This is a genomic window from Streptomyces sp. NBC_00457 (genome assembly GCF_036014015.1).
In the GTDB taxonomy this organism is placed as follows: Bacteria; Actinomycetota; Actinomycetes; order Streptomycetales; family Streptomycetaceae; genus Streptomyces.
Genome location: NZ_CP107905.1, coordinates 4,694,563 through 4,712,319, shown reverse-complemented (window position 1 = coordinate 4,712,319; position 17,757 = coordinate 4,694,563). Strand labels below are relative to the sequence as shown.

Genomic DNA, 17,757 nt, shown 5'->3' with positions numbered 1-17,757 from the left:
CCGATGTCCTTTCCACTGCTGACAGCGACGGCGGCGCTCCCCGCGATCGGGGCGATCGCCACGGCCGCCGTACCGGCCGCCCAGCGCACCGCCGCCAAGTGGCTGGCGCTGCTGGTCTCGCTGGCCACCCTCGGGCTGGCCATCACCACCCTGGTGCGCTTCGATCCCGACGGTGACCGCTACCAGCTGACCGAATCCCACCCCTGGATCGCGGAGTTCGGGGTCCGGTACGAGCTGGGTGTGGACGGCATCGCGGTGGCGCTGATCGCGCTGACCGCCCTGCTGATCCCGTTCATCATCCTCGCGGGCTGGCACGACGCCGATCCGCTGGAGACCGGAAGCAGGCGCTGGCGGCCGACGCAGGGCTTCTTCGCCCTGATCCTGGCCGTCGAGGCGATGGTGATCCTCTCCTTCGAGGCCACCGACGTCTTCCTCTTCTACATCTTCTTCGAAGCCATGCTGATCCCGATGTACTTCCTCATCGGCGGCTTCGGGGACCGCGCCCACCAGCACGGCGAGAAGGTGGCGTCGACGCAACGGTCGTACGCGGCCGTGAAGTTCCTGCTCTACAACCTGGTCGGCGGTCTGATCATGCTGGCCGCCGTGATCGGCCTGTATGTGGTCGCCGGGAACTTCTCGCTCCAGGAGATCGCCGAGGCGCGGGCCAACGGCTCGCTCGACATGGCGACCAACACCGAACGCTGGCTGTTCCTGGGCTTCTTCTTCGCCTTCGCGGTGAAGGCGCCGCTGTGGCCGCTGCACACCTGGCTGCCCAACGCGATGGGGGAGGCCACCGCTCCGGTCGCCGTCCTCATCACGGCGGTCGTCGACAAGGTGGGCACCTTCGCGATGCTCCGCTTCTGCCTCCAGCTGTTCCCGGAGGCATCGAAGTGGGCGACGCCCGTCATCCTCGTACTGGCGCTGATCAGCATCATCTACGGGGCGCTGCTCGCCGTCGGGCAGCGGGACATCAAGCGGCTGGTGGCGTACGCGTCGATCTCGCACTTCGGGTTCATCATCATGGGCATCTTCGCGATGACCAGCCAGGGCCAGTCGGGCGCGACGCTGTACATGGTCAACCACGGGATCTCGACGGCCGCGTTGATGCTGGTGGCCGGCTTCCTGATCTCGCGGCGCGGCTCGCGGCTCATCGCGGACTACGGAGGGGTGCAGAAGGTCGCTCCGGTGCTCGCGGGCACGTTCCTGATCGGTAGCCTGGCGACCCTGTCGCTGCCCGGACTCGCCCCCTTTGTCAGTGAATTCCTGGTCCTGGTCGGCACGTTCGCGCGCTATCCCGTCATCGGGATCATCGCCACGTTCGGCATCGTGCTTGCCGCGCTCTACACCCTGGTCCTCTACCAGAGGACGATGACGGGCCCGGTGAAGGCGGAGGTCGCGGCGATGCCGGATCTCCGGGTGCGTGAACTGGTGGTCGTGGCCCCGCTGGTCGCGCTGCTGATCTTCCTGGGCGTCTACCCGAAGCCCGTCACGGACATCGTGAACCCGGCGGTCAAGCAGACCATGTCCGACGTAGAGCAGAAGGATCCTCAGCCCGAGGTGGAGGCGGCCAAGTGAGTACAGCAGTCGTCCACAGCCTGTGGACAACCGCGGCCGATCCGATCTCGAAGATCGAGTCGCCGAAGATCGAATACGGACAATTGTCGCCGACCTTGATCGTCGTCGGGGCGGCGGTGGTCGGGGTACTGGTCGAGGCGCTGGTGCCGCGCAAGGCCCGCTACTACGTGCAGGTCTTCGTCTCCGTCGTGGCGCTGGTCGCCGCCTTCGCGGCGGTCGTCGCGCTCGCGGCGGACGGATACGGCACGACCCGTGCGGGCATCGCGGCGATGGGCGCCATCGCCGTCGACGGGCCGGCCCTGTTCCTGCAGGGCACGATCCTGCTCGCCGGTCTGGTGGGCCTGTTCACCTTCGCCGAACGGCGGCTGGACCCGGCGGCGCACGGAAACCGCGTCGACTCGTTCGCCGCGCAGGCCGCCTCTGTGCCGGGCAGCGACAGTGAAAAGGCCGCGGTCAAGGCGGGGTTCACCACCACCGAGGTGTTCCCGCTGCTGCTGTTCGCGATCGCGGGCATGCTGATCTTCCCGGCTGCCAACGACCTGCTGACGCTGTTCATCGCCCTGGAAGTCTTCTCCCTTCCGCTGTACCTGCTGTGCGCGATCGCCCGCCGCAAGCGGCTGATGTCGCAGGAGGCCGCGGTCAAGTACTTCCTGCTCGGCGCGTTCGCCTCCGCGTTCACGCTGTTCGGCATCGCGCTGCTGTACGGCTACGCGGGCTCGGTGTCGTACGCGACGATCGCGCAGGTCGTCGACGGCACGGTCACGAACGTCACCCCGGCGCTCGCGGACACCATGGGCAACGACGCGCTGCTGCTCATCGGCGCCGCGATGCTCGTGATGGGCCTGCTGTTCAAGGTCGGCGCCGTCCCGTTCCACATGTGGACGCCGGACGTCTACCAGGGCGCACCGACCCCGGTCACCGGATTCATGGCGGCGGCGACCAAGGTGGCCGCGTTCGGCGCGCTGCTCAGGATTCTGTACGTCGTGCTGCCCGGCCTGCGCTGGGACTGGCGGCCGGTCATGTGGGCCGTCGCGATCGTCACCATGCTCGGCGGTGCGATCGTCGCGATCACGCAGACCGACATCAAGCGGCTGCTGGCGTACTCGTCGATCGCGCACGCGGGCTTCATCCTCGCGGGTGTCATCGCGACCACGCCGGACGGGGTGTCGTCCGTGCTCTTCTATCTGGGCGCTTACTCGTTCGTGACGATCGGCGCGTTCGCGGTGGTCACGCTGGTACGGGACGCCGGTGGCGAGGCGACGCACCTGTCCAAGTGGGCGGGTCTCGGGCGTCGTTCGCCGCTGGTTGCGGCCGTGTTCGCGGTGTTCCTGCTGGCCTTCGCGGGCATTCCGCTGACCTCCGGCTTCGCCGGGAAGTTCGCCGTGTTCAAGGCGGCGGCGGAGGGCGGTGCGGGCCCGCTGGTCGTGGTCGGTGTGATCTCGTCGGCGATCGCCGCGTTCTTCTACATCCGCGTCATCGTGCTGATGTTCTTCAGCGAGCCGGCGCCCGAGGGCCCGACGGTCGCCGTGCCGTCGGCGCTCACGACGACGGCGATCGGCGTGGGCGTGGCGGTCACGCTGGTGCTCGGTGTGGCGCCGCAGTACTTCCTGGACCTGGCGAGCCAGGCGGGAGTGTTCGTGCGCTGAACCGATCCGGACGCATACGGCCGCCCGGCACCCCACGCTCTGGGGTGCCGGGCGGCCGTGCGTGAAAGGGCTGCTGTTCCGTGGGTCCCGGGGCGGGTGAAGCCTGTGGATAACTCCGACGGTGTCAGAGCTGGCCCCTATCGTGGAGGCAGTGGTCGAGGTACGGCGTACGGGGGCACAGCGATGGGTGGGACGGGCGGGATCGGCGGGATGACAGCGGTAGTCGGGAGCGAGGCGCTAGCCACGCTCCACAGAGTTTTCGGGTACGACAGTTTCCGCGGCGAGCAGGAAGCCGTCATCGAGCATGTCGTGGCCGGCGAGGACGCCGTCGTGCTCATGCCGACCGGGGGCGGCAAGTCACTGTGCTACCAGATCCCGTCCCTGGTCAGACCCGGTACGGGCGTGGTCGTCTCACCGCTCATCGCGCTGATGCAGGACCAGGTGGACGCGCTGCGGGCGCTCGGCGTGCGAGCCGGGTTCATGAACTCCACGCAGGACTTCGACGAGCGCCGGGTGGTGGAGGCCGAGTTCCTGGCGGGCGAGCTGGACCTGCTGTATCTGGCGCCGGAGCGCCTGCGGCTGGAGGCCACCCTCGATCTGCTCTCGCGCGGCAAGATCGCCGTCTTCGCGATCGACGAGGCGCACTGCGTGTCCCAGTGGGGGCACGACTTCCGCCCCGACTATCTGGCCCTCTCGCTGCTCGGGGAGCGCTGGCCGGACGTCCCGCGGATCGCCCTCACGGCGACAGCCACCCACGCGACGCACCAGGAGATCACCCAGCGGCTGAACATGCCGGCGGCCCGCCATTTCGTGGCGAGCTTCGACCGGCCCAACATCCAGTACCGAATCGTGCCGAAGGCGGACCCCAAGAAGCAGCTGCTGAGCTTCCTGCGCGAGGAGCACGCGGGCGACGCGGGCATCGTGTACTGCCTGTCCCGCAAGTCGGTGGACTCGACGGCCGAGTTCCTGAGCCGCAACGGCATCGAGGCGGTGCCCTACCACGCCGGTCTGGACGCGGGCACGCGCGCGGCGCACCAGTCCCGGTTCCTGCGGGAGGACGGTCTGGTCGTGGTGGCGACCATCGCCTTCGGGATGGGCATCGACAAGCCGGACGTACGGTTCGTCGCGCATCTGGATCTGCCGAAGTCGGTGGAGGGCTACTACCAGGAGACAGGGCGTGCGGGGCGGGACGGGCTGCCGTCCACGGCCTGGATGGCGTACGGGCTCAACGACGTCATACAGCAGCGCAAGCTGATCCAGTCCGGCGAGGGGGACGAGGCGTTCCGGCGACGGGCCGCTGCCCACCTGGACTCGATGCTGGCGCTGTGCGAGACGGCGCAGTGCCGCCGGGGTCAGCTTCTCGCCTACTTCGGTCAGGATCCCGATCCGGCGGGCTGCGGCAACTGCGACACCTGTCTGACCCCGCCGGAGACGTGGGACGGCACCGTCGCCGCGCAGAAGGTGCTGTCGACGGTGGTGCGGCTGCAGCGGGAGCGCGGGCAGAAGTTCGGCGCGGTGCAGATCGTCGACATCCTGCTCGGCAAGCGCACCGGCAAGGTGATCCAGTTCGACCACGACCAGCTGTCCGTGTTCGGCATCGGCGAGGAGCTGTCCGAGGGCGAATGGCGGGGCGTCGTACGGCAGTTGCTGGCACAGGGGCTGCTTGCGGTCGAAGGGGAGTACGGCACGCTGGTGCTGACCGAGGCGAGCGGGGAGGTGCTGCGGCGGGAGCGGGAGGTGCCACTGCGCAAGGAACCGAAGAAGCCGGCGTCGGCGCGTACGACGTCCTCCTCGTCCGGCCGGGGCGACCGCAAGCCCAAGGCGGCGGTGGCCGAACTGCCCGAGGAACTGCAGCCCGCCTTCGAGGCGCTGCGCGCTTGGCGTGCCGAGCAGGCCCGTGAGCAAGGTGTCCCGGCGTATGTGATCTTCCATGACGCCACCCTCCGGGAGATCGTCACGGTGTGGCCGACGTCGGTGCGAGAGCTCGGCGGTGTCAGTGGGGTGGGTGAGAAGAAGCTCGCGACGTACGGGGAGGGCGTCATCGGAGTGCTGGCCTCGCTGGAGGGCGGGGCGCCCGGGGCCGCTCCCGCTCCCGCGATCGCCGGTGCGACGGGCGATGACGATCACTGGCCTGAGATGGATGCGGACGCGGAGCCGGACGACTGGGGGTAGGCGGTTCCGGTGATGCCGTAATGGCGTCACATGGCACCAGGTGGTGTCATCCGGTGCTGCGTGGTGCCGCAATCTCCCGTGTGGGCGCCAATGTGTTCTCGCAGGTCAGGGTGGGGTCAGCGGGGCGTCATGCCTGGGATGCCGCCTGACCGCTTGCGTGTGGCGCCATAGTGGTGCCATCATGGCGTCATGGACCTCACGCCGTATGTCGACACCCTCCGCCGTGAACTCGCGGTGGCCGCCGAAGCCGGCGGGGACGAAGCCCGCGAGCTGGCCGAACGGCTCACGGCTCCGCTGGAGTCGGCGACTCGTCTGACCCTGCTCAATGTGCTCTCCGCCGCGATGGACGAGATCACCCGTGAACTCGCCCCCGGCTCGGTCGACGTACGGCTGCGTGGGCTCGACCCCGACTTCGTGGTGACACTGCCGCCGACCGAGGACGGCATCCCAGCGGAGCCTGTCGCGCCCGTCGAACACCTCAGGGCCCCGGCTCCCGTCGACGGTGACGAGGGCGGCACCGCTCGCGTCAATCTGCGGCTGCCGACGCACCTCAAGGCGCGTGCCGAGGAGGCCGCGAGCCGTGAGGGGCTGTCGGTCAACGCGTGGCTGGTGCGGGCCGTGTCGGCCGCGGTCGACGGTGGCGCCCGGCCGCGTCCGGCGGAGAAGACCCGGACCGTCGGACAGAGCTTCACGGGCTGGGTGCGCTAGCCCGCGCCTCCGCCCCGCTTCACTTCATCCACACCACGTCCCACCAGCGGGGACGTCCTGAAGACCCAAGAGGACGGGACAGCCATGCCTTCTTTCGACACTCCCGAACCGATCTCGGTCACCGCGAAGGTGGAGGCCGGTTCCATCCAGTTCACCGCGGGTGACCGCCGCGACACCGTCGTCGAAGCGCGGCCCCGTGATCCGAAGAGGGACCTGGACGTACGGGCGGCCGAGCAGACCGAGGTCACGTACGCGAGCGGCGTACTGACCGTCACGACCCCCAAGGCCATTCTGTTCGGCCTCGGCCGGACCGGCGCCGTCGATGTGACGGTCGAACTGCCCTCGGGCTCGCACATCGACCTGACCGGCGCCTGGGCACAGGTGCTGGGCGAGGGTCGGCTCGGCGAGGTCCGTGTGAAGATTTCGGCCGGCGACGCCCGCTTCGACGAGACCGGCCCGCTCCAGCTGGCCGTGTCGCACGGCCCTGTCACCGTGGACCGGGTCGAGGGCATGGCCGAGATCACCAGCAACACCGGCAATGTGCGCGTTGGTCTCGTCGACGGCCCCGCCGTTCTGAAGAACTCGCACGGCACCACGATCGTCGGCGCCGTGACCGGCGAGTTGCGGGTGAGCGGCGCCCACGGCGCCATCGACATCGCTCGCGTCGAGGCCTCGGTCACCGGCACCTCGACCCACGGCTCTCTGCGTGTCGCCGAAGTCGCCTGCGGCGACGTCCAGTTGGAGACGTCCAACGGTTCCATCGAGGTCGGCATCCGCGAGGGCACCGCCGCCTGGCTCGACGTCCGCTCCAACCGCGGGCGGGTACGCAACACGCTCACTGCGTCCGAGGCCCCGGAGCACACCGAGGACACCGTCAAGGTTCGCGCACGGACCAACTGGGGCAACATCGACATCCGCCGCGCCAAGTCCTGAGCGCGACCCATCCGCAATGCGCCTTATCCCCGCCCCACTTCAGCCTTCAAAAGGGAGGGCTCCATGCCTTCATCTGTCATGCCCACGTCCAGGCGTGGCGGCGACGGTCCGCAGTCGCCCGCCGCCGTCTCCACTGTCGGTCTGCGCAAGTCCTACGGCGACAAGACCGTCCTCGACGGCATGGACCTGCGCATCCCGGCCGGTTCCGTGTTCGCGCTGCTCGGGCCGAACGGCGCCGGGAAGACCACCGCCGTGAAGATCCTTTCCACGCTCATCACCGCCGACGGCGGGCAGGCCCAGGTGGCGGGCCACGACATCGCCGCCGATCCGCAGGCCGTGCGCGAGGCGATCGGTGTCACCGGGCAGTTCTCGGCCGTGGACGGGCTGATCACGGGTGAGGAGAACATGCTCCTCATGGCGGACCTGCACCACCTGTCCAGGTCCGAGGGGCGGCGGGTCGCCGCCGAACTGCTCGAACGCTTCGACCTGGTGGAGGCGGCCAAGAAGCCCGCGCAGAGCTACTCCGGCGGCATGAAGCGGCGGCTCGACATCGCCATGACGCTGGTCGGCAGTCCGCGGATCATCTTTCTCGACGAGCCGACCACCGGACTCGACCCCCGCTCCCGCCACAACATGTGGGGCATCATCCGCGAACTCGTCTCCGACGGCGTCACGGTCTTCCTCACCACCCAGTACCTGGAAGAGGCCGACGAACTCGCCGACCGCATCGCCGTTCTCAACGACGGCAAGATCGCCGCTGAAGGCACCGCCGACGAGCTCAAGCGGCTCATCCCCGGCGGACACGTCCGCCTCCGCTTCACCGACCCGGCCGCCTACCAGTCCGCCGCCGCCACGCTCCGCGAAGTCACCCGGGACAACGAATCCCTCGCCCTGCACATCCCCAGCGACGGCAGCCAGCGCGAGCTGCGCTCCCTCCTCGACTGGCTGGACTCCGCCGGCATCGAGGCGGACGAGCTGACCGTCCACACCCCTGACCTCGACGACGTCTTCTTCGCCCTCACCGGCAGCGGCACCGACGTCCCCAACCAGCCCAAGGAGAACGTCCGATGAGCAACCTCTCCCTCGCCGTGCGCGACTCCTCCACGATGCTGCGGCGCAATCTCCTCCACGCCCGCCGCTACCCGTCGCTCACCCTGAATCTGCTGCTCACGCCGGTGATGCTCCTGCTGCTGTTCGTCTACATCTTCGGCGACACGATGAGCGCGGGGATCGGGGGCGGCGGGGCGGACAGGTCCGAGTACATCGCCTATCTCGTGCCCGGCGTTCTGATGATGACCACCGGTTCCACCGCGGTCGGCACCGCCGTGTCCGTCGCCATGGACATGAACGAGGGCATCATCGCCCGCTTCCGCACCCTGGCGATCCACCGCGGCTCGGTGCTCATCGGGCACGTTCTCGGCAGCGTGCTCCAGGCGATCATGAGCGTGCTCTTCGTCGGCGCCATCGGCGTGGCCATCGGCTTCCGCTCCACGGACGCCACGGCCCTGGAGTGGCTGGCGGCATTCGCCCTGCTCACGCTGTTCACCCTGGCGCTCACCTGGCTCGCGGTCGGCATGGGCCTGGTCAGCCCGAACGCCGAGGCGGCCAGCAACAACGCCCTGCCGCTGGTCTTCCTCCCGCTCATCTCCAGCGCCTTCGTCCCGCTCGACGCGATGCCGGGCTGGTTCCAGCCGATCGCCGAGTACCAGCCGTTCACCCCGGCCATCGAGACCCTGCGCGGTCTGCTGCTGGGCAGCGAGATAGGCCACAACGGATGGCTCGCGGTCGCCTGGTGCCTCGCCCTCACCGCACTCGGATACGTCTGGTCCAAGTCGGTTTTCAACCGCGACCCGAAGTAGCTGACGCGAAGCAGCTGACCCGAAGTAGCGAGGCTGTCCCCTCCGGCCCCCTTACGCCAACGCCGTCAACCCCGGCCCGAAAAGGATCAGCAGGGGCAGCAACGGCACCAGCGCGGCCGTCGTCGTAGCGATGATCCTGCGGCGGCGGCCCAGCCGCGGGCGGGGCTCAAGGAGCCGGTCCACGCGCTCGCCGAGCAGGCGGTGGCTGGACGCGCAGGAGAGGACGCCCCGGTGCTGGTTGAGCTCGATCAACGCCAGTGCGGTGGTCAGGTGGCCGCACCGGCGGGACGCCGTGTCGTCGGCGGCGAGTTCGACCAGGCGGTGGGTCTGGTCGCAGAAGTGGGCGAAGAGCGGGATGCGGGGGAAACCGGTGGCGAGGGCGGTGGACAGGTGCAGCAGCCAGTCGTGGTGGGCGCGGGCGTGGTCGCGTTCGTGGGTGAGTACGGCATCGAGCTGGTGGTCGGTCAGCCGGTGCAGGGCGCCGGTGGTGACGACCAGTTGGGGCGGGTTGCCGGGCATCCACCAGGCGTCGGGGTACTCGTCCTCGAGGACCAGGAGCGGACCGCGCGCGGCGGCACCCAGCCCGGCCGGCAGCTCGGGGGCGCGTTCGAGCAGATGCGCTCGGGTCTGGCCGCGGCGCCTGCGCGCCTCCACCAGCTCACGGGCGAGCATCGCCGTCGTCCAGGCGGCCCCGCAGGCCAGCAGCAGGGTGAGGGCGGCGGCCCAGGCCGGGGCCGTGGACAGGTCGTACGCGGCGGTCACCGACGGCGGCGCCGGGGCGAAGACCCGGTCACGGACGGTGTGGAAGACGGCGGCCGTGCCCAGCACGAGCGCCGTCAGACAGCACAGCAGTACCGTGGCGACCAGGCACTGCCACACCCACAGCCCGACCACGGGTTCCCGCTCCGGCCACACCGCCCGGGTCAGCGCACGCGGGACCGGCACGGCGGCCGTGAGGGCGACGACGCTCAGCAGGAGCAGGCAGACGGTCATGCCAGGGTCTCCGGATCCTGGTCGGGAAGGCTGCGCTTCGGGAGGAGGTGCGGCTACGGGGCATCCCGCCCGCCGTAAGTATGACGGCGATGGCCGCCCGAGTCATGGGACAAGCACGACCCGATCCCCGCACCCGCCCCCTCCCGGCCCCCGCGTCAGCCCTCCCCCTCAGCCCACCCCCTCAGTTCCCCGCCACGACCCGCCCCACAACCTCCCCCACCCCGACCCGCACCCCGTCCGCCCCCGGCGCCCAGGCCGACAGCGTCACCACGTCCCCGTCCTCCAGGAACGTCCGCTTGCCGTCGGGGAGTTCCAGGGTGTCGCGGCCGTTCCAGGTCAGCTCCAGGAGGGAGCCGCGTTCGTGTTCGGCCGGGCCGCTGACCGTGCCGGAGCCGTAGAGGTCGCCGGTGCGCAGGGAGGCGCCGTTGACGGTCATGTGGGCCAGTTGCTGGGCGGCGGTCCAGTACATGGTGGAGAAGGGCGGCTCCGAGACCACATGGCCGTTGATCGCGACCGAGATGCGCAGGTCGTAACCGCCGGGCTCCACGTCGGAAGCGGTGTCGTCCAGATAGGGGAGCAACGCATGCGTCCGCTCCGGCGGCGCCACCCGCGCCCCCTCCAGCGCGTCCAGCGGCGTGATCCACGCCGACACCGACGTGGCGAAGGACTTGCCGAGGAACGGGCCGAGGGGGACGTACTCCCAGGCCTGGATGTCGCGTGCGGACCAGTCGTTGAGGAGGCAGAGGCCGAAGACGTGGTCCCGGAAGTCGCCGAGCCCCACCGGCCGGCCCATCGGCGACGGCGTGCCCACCACGAAGCCGACCTCCGCCTCGATGTCCAGGCGGACGGAGGGGCCGAAGACGGGCGCCGGGTCGGCGGGGGACTTGCGCTGCCCTGACGGTCGTACGACATCCGTGCCCGACACGACCACCGTGCCGGAGCGGCCGTGGTAACCGATCGGCAGATGCTTCCAGTTGGGGGTCAGGGAGTCGGGGGCGTCGGGGCGGAAGATGCGGCCGACGTTCCGGGCGTGGTTCTCGGAGGCGTAGAAGTCGACGTAGTCCGCGACCTCGAAGGGGAGGTGCAGGGTCACCGAGGACAGGGGGTGGAACAGCGGCGCGACGGTCTCCCGGTGGGACGGCACCGTCAGCCACGCCGTCAGCGCGCGCCGTACGTCCGACCAGGTGGTGCGGCCCGCGGCCAGCAGCGGGTTGAGGGTCGGCCGGGCGAGCAGGGGGGCGTACGGCGAGCCGAGCGCGTGCGCCGCCGCGCCCGCGTCGAGGACGTGGTCGCCGAGCCGGACCCCGACCCTCCGCTCCGTGGTACCGGCGGGGGAGAAGACACCGTACGGAAGGTTGTGCGGGCCGAAGGGGTCGCCCTCGGGGACATCGAAGGGGGGCATGGGTGCTGCCTCGCTCTCGTGCGGTCCGTATGCCAGGTGTGTCATGTGGTCGCGGCACACGTTACGGGGGCGAGGCCTGGTGCGGCAGCCGCAGGTCAGCGACGTCACCGAAGCCGATCCGGACGGCGGTGGGGGCCTCCGGGAGGAGCCTGTGGGAACGAGACGTCACGGCGTCACGGTGTCAGCCGGTCCGTGGGTGTCCCGAGGGAGTGAAACGGGGGCTCTGCGGCCCAAGTCGCCGTAGGAGGCGTCCTGTTCGCGTCGAGTCGGTCGGGCTTTCTGTCCGTATTCTCTGATCATGGCCGCACCCATCGCATATTCACTCATCGCCACTGACCTGGACGGCACCCTGCTCCGGGGCGACGACACGCTCTCCGACCGGTCGCTCGCCGCGCTTGCGCAGGTGACGGCGTTCGGCGCCCGGCACCTGGTGGTGACGGGGCGGCCGGCCCCGAGGGTGCGGCCGTTGCTCGACATCCTCGGCAGCGGGGGGCTCGCGGTGTGCGGACAGGGCGCGCAGGTGTACGACGCCGGCGCGGACCGTCTGCTGTGGTCCGTCACGCTGGACCGGGAGCTGGCCGAGACAGCGCTCGGCAAGATCGAGGCGGAGATCGGGCAGGTGTACGCCGCCGTCGACCAGGACGGCGTCGACGGGCTCACGCTCATCGAACCGGGGTATCTGATGCCGCACCCGACCTTGCCCGCCGTACGCGTGGGGCGCCGCGACGACCTGTGGTGCGCGCCCATCAGCAAGGTGCTGCTGCGTCATCCCGCCCTGTCCGACGACGAGTTGGCGGCGACGGCGCGCGCGGTGGTGGGTTCCCTCGCGACGGTCACCATGTCGGGACCCGGGACCGTCGAACTCCAGCCAATCGGAGTGACCAAGGCGACCGGTCTCGCGCTGGCCGCCGAGCATCTGGGGCTGGGACCGGGGCAGACCATCGCCTTCGGGGACATGCCCAACGACATCCCCATGTTCGACTGGGCGGCGCACGGCGTCGCCATGGCCAACGCCCATCCCGAACTCAAGGCGGTGGCCGACGAGATCACCTTGTCGAACGAGGACGACGGCATCGCCGTCGTCCTCGAACGTCTCTTCCCGGAACGTCTCTTCCCGACGGGGTAGTTCTCAGTACGCGCCGAAGACGTTGTCGATCGAGCCGTACCGCTGGAACGCGTAGTTGCAGGCGGCGGTGATGTTCGCGACCGGGTCGTACGGGTCGAACTTGGTGCCGGCCACGTGGTACGCCTGGAAGGTCGGGTCGATGACCTGGAGGAGGCCCTTCGACGGGGTGCCCGCGGCGGCGTTGGAGTCCCAGTTGTTGATGGCGGCCGGGTTGCCCGAGGACTCCCGCATGATGTTGCGGTAGATGCCGTCGTACGACCCGGGGATGCCGTTCTGCGCCATCACCTGGAGGGACGCCCGGATCCAGCCGTCGAGGGTGTCTGAGTAGCCCAGCGAGGTGGCGGTGGCCACGGTCGGGGTGGCCGCCGAGGCGCTGGTCGCGCCGATGACCGGCAGCGCGAGGACGGCGACGCCGGTGCCGGCGACGGCGATGGCGCGGGTGATGCGAGCGGTTCTGGTTCGGCGGTGCTTACCGGCTGCAGCCATGGCGAAGTTCCTCTCCGGCGCCTGCGAGGTGAGCTGTCGGGTTCGGGCTGGGAGGTGCCCGGCCACACCCTCGTGCTGGGCATGGCTTCACCCCGAGCCGTCCCGGTGCGGTGTCCGGTCCGGCGGCTTACCTGGGTCCCCCGCTCCTGCCGTGCGGTGAGTCGGTCAATGGGTCGTTCGGGCGGTGGCAGGATTCGGCGTCCGCCCGACAGGCCGGGAACGTATGCGAGAGCACATGTCCGAAACAAGTACCGGATTCACACATCGCACCTATTGACCTTGGTGTGCGGCGAATGTGCCGCTTGATCCTTTGCACTCGCCAAGCCCAACTCGCCATGACGGAAGGCGGATCGACGGGTGCCTGTGTGTTTTCTGTGCAGGCCGGGACGTGAGTCACATCACGCGTGATCGCAAGCGCGGCAAAACGGGCAATCAGCTCAAGAGGGCTTTATTAACCGGCCGTTCGCGGGATGCGCTTCTCCCAGGTCCGATGGAAGACCACCTGGCCGCCCTCCGTGCAGATCACCTCGTCGGAGGTGGTGAAGTGGTCCCCGTCGCAGCTGATCTCCGATCGGGTGCGGACCGTGGTGTCCCAGCCCTGTTCCGGGCGGTGCAGCCGGATCGACCAGTCCGAGCGGGTGCGGGCCGACAGCGGATCCGCCTCGTCGATCGCGTACGTCTCCAGCGCGTCCTCGGTGCACTCCAGCCCGTCGGGGTGGACGCGCGTGCCGCCGTACCTCGGGTCGACCTCAAGGCGCCACACGCCGCTCGTGACGTCCCGCACCACCAGGCGCTCGGGGCGCGGCTCGTCGAGCGTGGCGGGGAAGTTGACGCCCAGCGGCTCGGCCTGCTCGGGCTCCTCGAAACGGATATTCCAGTCGAATTCGCGCTTCCGTACGGGCAGTTCGAGGAAGCAGCCCGCCGGGTCCAGGGTGAAGCCCGCCGCGGACTCGGGCTGCGGCCAGATCCACGGCCAGTACGCGGAGGAGACGGCGAGCCGGATGCGGTGGCCGGGCGGGAAGACATGGCCGATGGCATTCAGCTCGAAGGTCACCTCTTCGGTGGTGCCCGGCGTCCACGACACGGTCCGGTCGCGGCCCGCTCGTGCCGAGAGGTTCAGCGCTCCACGCGTGACCAGGGTCGACGAGCCGTCCGGCGCTACGTCACACACCCTCGCCACGATCTGCCCCCGCGGCGCCTGAGCAGTCACCCGCAGCCCCACCCGCGCCCGCCCCAGCACCCACGTCTCCTCGGCCACCGGAAACTCGAAGCACACCGACCGCGCGTCCTCCTCCCGCTGGTCCGGCGGCAGGTCGGCGTCGTTGCCGATGGGAAGGAAGCGGCCGGCGTCGACCCCGGTGTGCATCGGCGACCGTACGAGGACGGGGGCGCCCTGACAGGCGTACGTCACTGTCGTCACGTTAGGGGAGGGCCACGCGGGCTCGCCGACCCAGCGGCCGGGCAGGGTGCCGTACACCGTGGCGGGGTGGTGGGAGTCGGTGACGTAGGCGCGCAGCAGGGGCTCGGGGAGTTCCCCCTTGCCCTTGAGCCAGTGGTCCCACCAGTGCAGCGTCTCCTGGAGGAAGCCGATCGCCGGGCCGGGTGGCAGGCCGCGATCGGGGTACTGGTGCGACCAGGGGCCGATCAGTCCTCGTACGCGATCGGGCGGGAGGTGCTCGACGAGCCGCAGCACGGTGTCGCGGTACGGGTCGTGCCAGCCGCCCACCGCGAGGACGGCCGCCTTGATCGCGCCGTAGTCCTCGCAGACGCTGCCGTGGCGCCAGTACCGGTCTCGGGTCTGGTGGGTGAGCCAGGTGTGGATGAGCGGCTGGACAGCCTCCAGGCGCTCGACCCACATCTCGCGCCAGGCCTCGCCGGCGTACCGCGGATCGGGCGGCCGAGAGGCGAAGGCGAGCAGGGTGGCGGCCCGGGCGTGCATGTCCACTGCGAGGACGGAACCTCCCACGTAGTGCACGTCGTTGTCATAGCGATCGTCCGTCGCGCAGACGGTCACGATCGCCTTGAGCGGCTCGGGCGCGAGGGCCGCGATCTGGAGGGAGTTGGAGCCGCCCCAGGAGATGCCGAACATGCCCACCTTGCCGTCGCACCAGGGCTGCGCCGCCAGCCAGTTGACCACCTCCACGCCATCTGCCAGCTCCGTCACCGCGTACTCGTCGCCCGGCACGCCTTCACTGTTGCCGTGCCCGCGCACGTCGACCCGGACGGAGGCGTAGCCGTGGCCCGCGTACCAGGGGTGGCGCTGGAAGTCGCGCGGGGCGGTCCAGTCGGTCAGGCGGTACGGGAGGTATTCGAGGAGCGCCGGCACGGGCTCGTCGGTGAGCGGGCGCCACACGCGCGCGTAGAGCAGGGTCCCGTCCGACAGAGGGATACGGAGGTCCTCGTGAGTCGTCTCGTAGGGGAAGGACGTGCGGATGTTCATGGACACACCTCCCTACTTCCGGGTAAGTCGATAGATATCCATTCTTTTCAGATGATCGAAAACATACCGGTCGTGATCCGATACCGCCCGTGGTGCACGGGTGGGTGGGCATCGGTGATCGAAAGGTGACCGGATACGCTGACTTGAGTGATGGCAGCGACCTATCGACAAACCGTGTAAACGCCAGTGGACACCAGCAGACAGGAGACCCCTCGTGACCGTCGTCGGGCCGTTCGGGCTGAGCGTGCGGGACCAGGCTCTGGAAGCCGATGTCCAGGCCGGATTGGCGGCTGTCGAGGAAGGGTTGCTCGAAGCCACCAAGAGTGAGGTCCCGTTCATCACCGAGGCCGCGCAGCATCTGGTGCGGGCCGGCGGCAAGCGCTTCCGGCCACTGCTCGTGATGCTCTCCGCGCAGTTCGGGGACCCGTACGCACCGGGGGTCGTGCCGTCCGCCGTGGTCGTCGAGCTGACGCACCTCGCGACGCTGTACCACGACGACGTGATGGACGAGGCGGCCGTACGACGAGGGGTGCCCAGCGCGAACGTCCGCTGGGGCAACTCGGTCGCCGTGCTCACCGGTGACTTCCTCTTCGCGCGCGCCTCGCACACCCTCGCCGATCTCGGTCCGGAGGCGGTGCGGGTGCAGGCGGAGGCGTTCGAGCGGCTGGTGACCGGACAGATCCTGGAGACGGCCGGCCCGACGGACGGCCGGGATCCGGTCGAGCACTACTTGGATGTGCTGAGCGGGAAGACCGGGTCGCTGGTCGCGGTGTCGTGCCGGTTCGGGGCGATGATGTCGGGCGCCGACGAGACGATGATCGACGTGCTGACGCAGTACGGGGAGCGGCTCGGGGTCGCCTTCCAGCTCGCCGACGACGTACTGGACATCGCCTCCGACTCGCACGAGTCCGGGAAGACGCCGGGGACCGATCTGCGCGAGGGGATTCCGACACTTCCGGTGCTGAGGCTGCGGGAGCGGGCGGCCCGCCTGGGGCTGGCCGACGACGTCGCGCTGTGCGAGCTGCTGGACTCCGACCTGAGTGACGACGCGCGGCTCGCAGAGGCGCTCGCGGGCCTGCGCGGGCATCCCGCGCTGGAGCAGGCGCGGCGGGACACGGTGCGGTATGCGGAGGACGCGCGGGCCGCGCTGGCTCCGTTGCCGGAGTGCGATGCGAAGGCGGCGCTGCTGGAGTTGTGCGACGCCGTGGTGCATCGGGCGGGTTGATTCCGGCGCTGAGCAGCGGGGACTTGCGGCGTGACGCAGGTCACACTGCTGGACTGAGTCCAGACTGAGATCGCTTCCGTATTCATGCCCAGAAGCTGACGCAGGGGGCGTCAGCTGCAATACGGGGAGACAAAAGAATCATGGGCATGAATGCGACGTTCTCACTGCGCCGTAAGAGCCTGATCGTCACCGCTGTCGCGGTGGCCGCCGCCGGTGGTGTCGCCGCCGCGGTGATTCCTGCCTTCGCCGCCGGAGGCAACCGCGCCGACCACGCGGGGCACACCGGAGGCGCAGGCATCGTGAGCCAGAGCGGCACCGTGGCGGGCGGCAAGGGCGGGACCATCCTCGCCGCCAGTCTGCGGGGCGCCAACGAGGTGCCCGTGGCGGGCGGTCCGGCCGTCGGGGACAAGGACGGCGCCGCGCTCCAGTTCGTGAAGGTGAAGGGCGACAAGGTGTCCGTCGCCGTGAAGTGGCGCGGCACCGACAAGCCGACCCTGCTCCACATCCACCAGGGCGCCAAGGGCACGAACGGCGGCGTCAAGGTCGACTTCACCAAGCTGCTCGCGGGCGCCAAGGGCAAGACCGTCACCGGCACCGTCAAGGTCGACGACGCCGCCCTGCTCAACTCGCTGAAGTCCGACCCGGGTTCGTTCTACGCCAACCTGCACACGGCCGAGTTCCCGGGCGGAGCCGTCCGCGGCCAGCTGCACAAGGTGACCACGGCGTTCGATTTCCGCGACGCGCTCGACAACTTCCAGGCATCCGTCCTCAAGGGCAAGCAGATCTACGAGTGCAAGCCGGCCGAGGGCGGCGGGTACGCCTTCGCCCAACGGGACGTCAGCGCCCTCCTGGCCGGACCGATCGCGCACTCCTTCGTCGAGCCCAACTCCGGTACGCCGCAGTGGATCGCGCCCGACCGCAGCGCCGTCACCGGATCGGTCATCAGCAGGACGCCCAACGGCGACAAGAACATCCCGGAGCTGGACCTCAAGGCCACCCAGTCCGGCAAGCACCGCGGGCTCCTCGCCGACACCGCGGAGATCCTGCGGCTGAACACCGTCGGCGGCGTCGCCCCGGCCGGCTCCTGCGAGCCGGGTGCCATCGTGGGCGTGCCCTACCAGGCGGACTACGTGTTCATTCAGCGCTGACCCACGTGGCGCTGATCCACTCCGACGGGCGGCGTCTTCCCCGC

At 69.8% G+C, this 17,757-nt stretch carries 14 protein-coding genes and 1 riboswitch; of the genes, 10 read left to right on the top strand and 4 right to left on the bottom strand.

All coding sequences use genetic code 11. The features are described 5' to 3' along the window. Positions 1 to 3: 3 nt before the first annotated feature. The 7 genes from OG828_RS21235 (at position 4) to OG828_RS21205 (ending at position 8,893) form a co-directional block, all read left to right on the top strand. Complete coding sequence (locus OG828_RS21235) at positions 4 to 1,575, top strand: NADH-quinone oxidoreductase subunit M (RefSeq protein WP_328359076.1); 1,572 nt, start codon at positions 4 to 6, stop codon at positions 1,573 to 1,575. After that, the gene (gene nuoN, locus OG828_RS21230) at positions 1,572 to 3,221 is read left to right on the top strand and encodes an NADH-quinone oxidoreductase subunit NuoN (protein ID WP_210581095.1); all 1,650 of its coding nucleotides are present in this window, start codon (positions 1,572 to 1,574) and stop codon (positions 3,219 to 3,221) included. The genes OG828_RS21235 and nuoN overlap by 4 nt, the downstream gene beginning before the upstream one ends. A gap of 183 nt (positions 3,222 to 3,404) precedes the next feature. After that, a complete protein-coding gene (gene recQ, locus OG828_RS21225; protein ID WP_328502005.1) occupies positions 3,405 to 5,393 on the top strand; it encodes a DNA helicase RecQ in 1,989 nt (662 codons plus the stop codon). Between the two features lie 189 nt (positions 5,394 to 5,582). Then, complete coding sequence (locus tag OG828_RS21220; RefSeq protein WP_328502004.1) at positions 5,583 to 6,101, top strand: toxin-antitoxin system HicB family antitoxin; 519 nt, start codon at positions 5,583 to 5,585, stop codon at positions 6,099 to 6,101. A gap of 84 nt (positions 6,102 to 6,185) precedes the next feature. After that, positions 6,186 to 7,034: a DUF4097 family beta strand repeat-containing protein gene (locus tag OG828_RS21215; RefSeq protein WP_328502003.1), complete on the top strand. Its 849-nt coding sequence runs from the start codon at positions 6,186 to 6,188 to the stop codon at positions 7,032 to 7,034. A 63-nt stretch (positions 7,035 to 7,097) separates the two neighbouring features. Further along, entirely contained in the window at positions 7,098 to 8,105 is a 1,008-nt protein-coding gene (locus OG828_RS21210; RefSeq protein ID WP_328502002.1) for an ATP-binding cassette domain-containing protein, read from the top strand. After that, positions 8,102 to 8,893: an ABC transporter permease gene (locus OG828_RS21205; RefSeq protein ID WP_328502001.1), complete on the top strand. Its 792-nt coding sequence runs from the start codon at positions 8,102 to 8,104 to the stop codon at positions 8,891 to 8,893. The genes OG828_RS21210 and OG828_RS21205 overlap by 4 nt, the downstream gene beginning before the upstream one ends. A gap of 51 nt (positions 8,894 to 8,944) precedes the next feature. Here the strand turns inward: OG828_RS21205 and OG828_RS21200 are convergent, their stop codons facing one another. Both OG828_RS21200 and fahA read right to left on the bottom strand, forming a co-directional pair. Beyond that, positions 8,945 to 9,886: a M56 family metallopeptidase gene (locus OG828_RS21200; RefSeq protein ID WP_328439057.1), complete on the bottom strand. Its 942-nt coding sequence runs from the start codon at positions 9,884 to 9,886 to the stop codon at positions 8,945 to 8,947. 181 nt (positions 9,887 to 10,067) lie between these two features. Continuing rightward, positions 10,068 to 11,288 (bottom strand): fumarylacetoacetase, encoded by a 1,221-nt coding sequence (gene fahA / locus OG828_RS21195; protein ID WP_328439056.1) that lies wholly within the window; start codon positions 11,286 to 11,288, stop codon positions 10,068 to 10,070. Positions 11,289 to 11,586: 298 nt separating this feature from the next. Between fahA and OG828_RS21190 the strand changes: the two genes are divergently transcribed. Further along, the gene (locus OG828_RS21190; RefSeq protein ID WP_328359050.1) at positions 11,587 to 12,414 is read left to right on the top strand and encodes an HAD family hydrolase; all 828 of its coding nucleotides are present in this window, start codon (positions 11,587 to 11,589) and stop codon (positions 12,412 to 12,414) included. Positions 12,415 to 12,417: 3 nt separating this feature from the next. Here OG828_RS21190 and OG828_RS21185 read toward each other — a convergent pair whose 3' ends face one another. Both OG828_RS21185 and OG828_RS21180 read right to left on the bottom strand, forming a co-directional pair. Further along, a complete protein-coding gene (locus tag OG828_RS21185) occupies positions 12,418 to 12,900 on the bottom strand; it encodes a transglycosylase SLT domain-containing protein (RefSeq protein ID WP_328439055.1) in 483 nt (160 codons plus the stop codon). A gap of 3 nt (positions 12,901 to 12,903) precedes the next feature. After that, a riboswitch (cyclic di-AMP (ydaO/yuaA leader) is annotated at positions 12,904 to 13,077 on the bottom strand. 274 nt (positions 13,078 to 13,351) lie between these two features. Further along, positions 13,352 to 15,340 (bottom strand): CocE/NonD family hydrolase, encoded by a 1,989-nt coding sequence (locus tag OG828_RS21180; RefSeq protein WP_328502000.1) that lies wholly within the window; start codon positions 15,338 to 15,340, stop codon positions 13,352 to 13,354. A 214-nt stretch (positions 15,341 to 15,554) separates the two neighbouring features. Here OG828_RS21180 and OG828_RS21175 point away from each other — a divergent pair, with 214 nt between their 5' ends. Together OG828_RS21175 and OG828_RS21170 are read left to right on the top strand one after the other, a co-directional pair. Further along, positions 15,555 to 16,565: a polyprenyl synthetase family protein gene (locus OG828_RS21175; RefSeq protein WP_328359041.1), complete on the top strand. Its 1,011-nt coding sequence runs from the start codon at positions 15,555 to 15,557 to the stop codon at positions 16,563 to 16,565. Positions 16,566 to 16,711: 146 nt separating this feature from the next. Beyond that, complete coding sequence (locus OG828_RS21170) at positions 16,712 to 17,713, top strand: CHRD domain-containing protein (protein WP_328501999.1); 1,002 nt, start codon at positions 16,712 to 16,714, stop codon at positions 17,711 to 17,713. Positions 17,714 to 17,757: the final 44 nt, after the last annotated feature.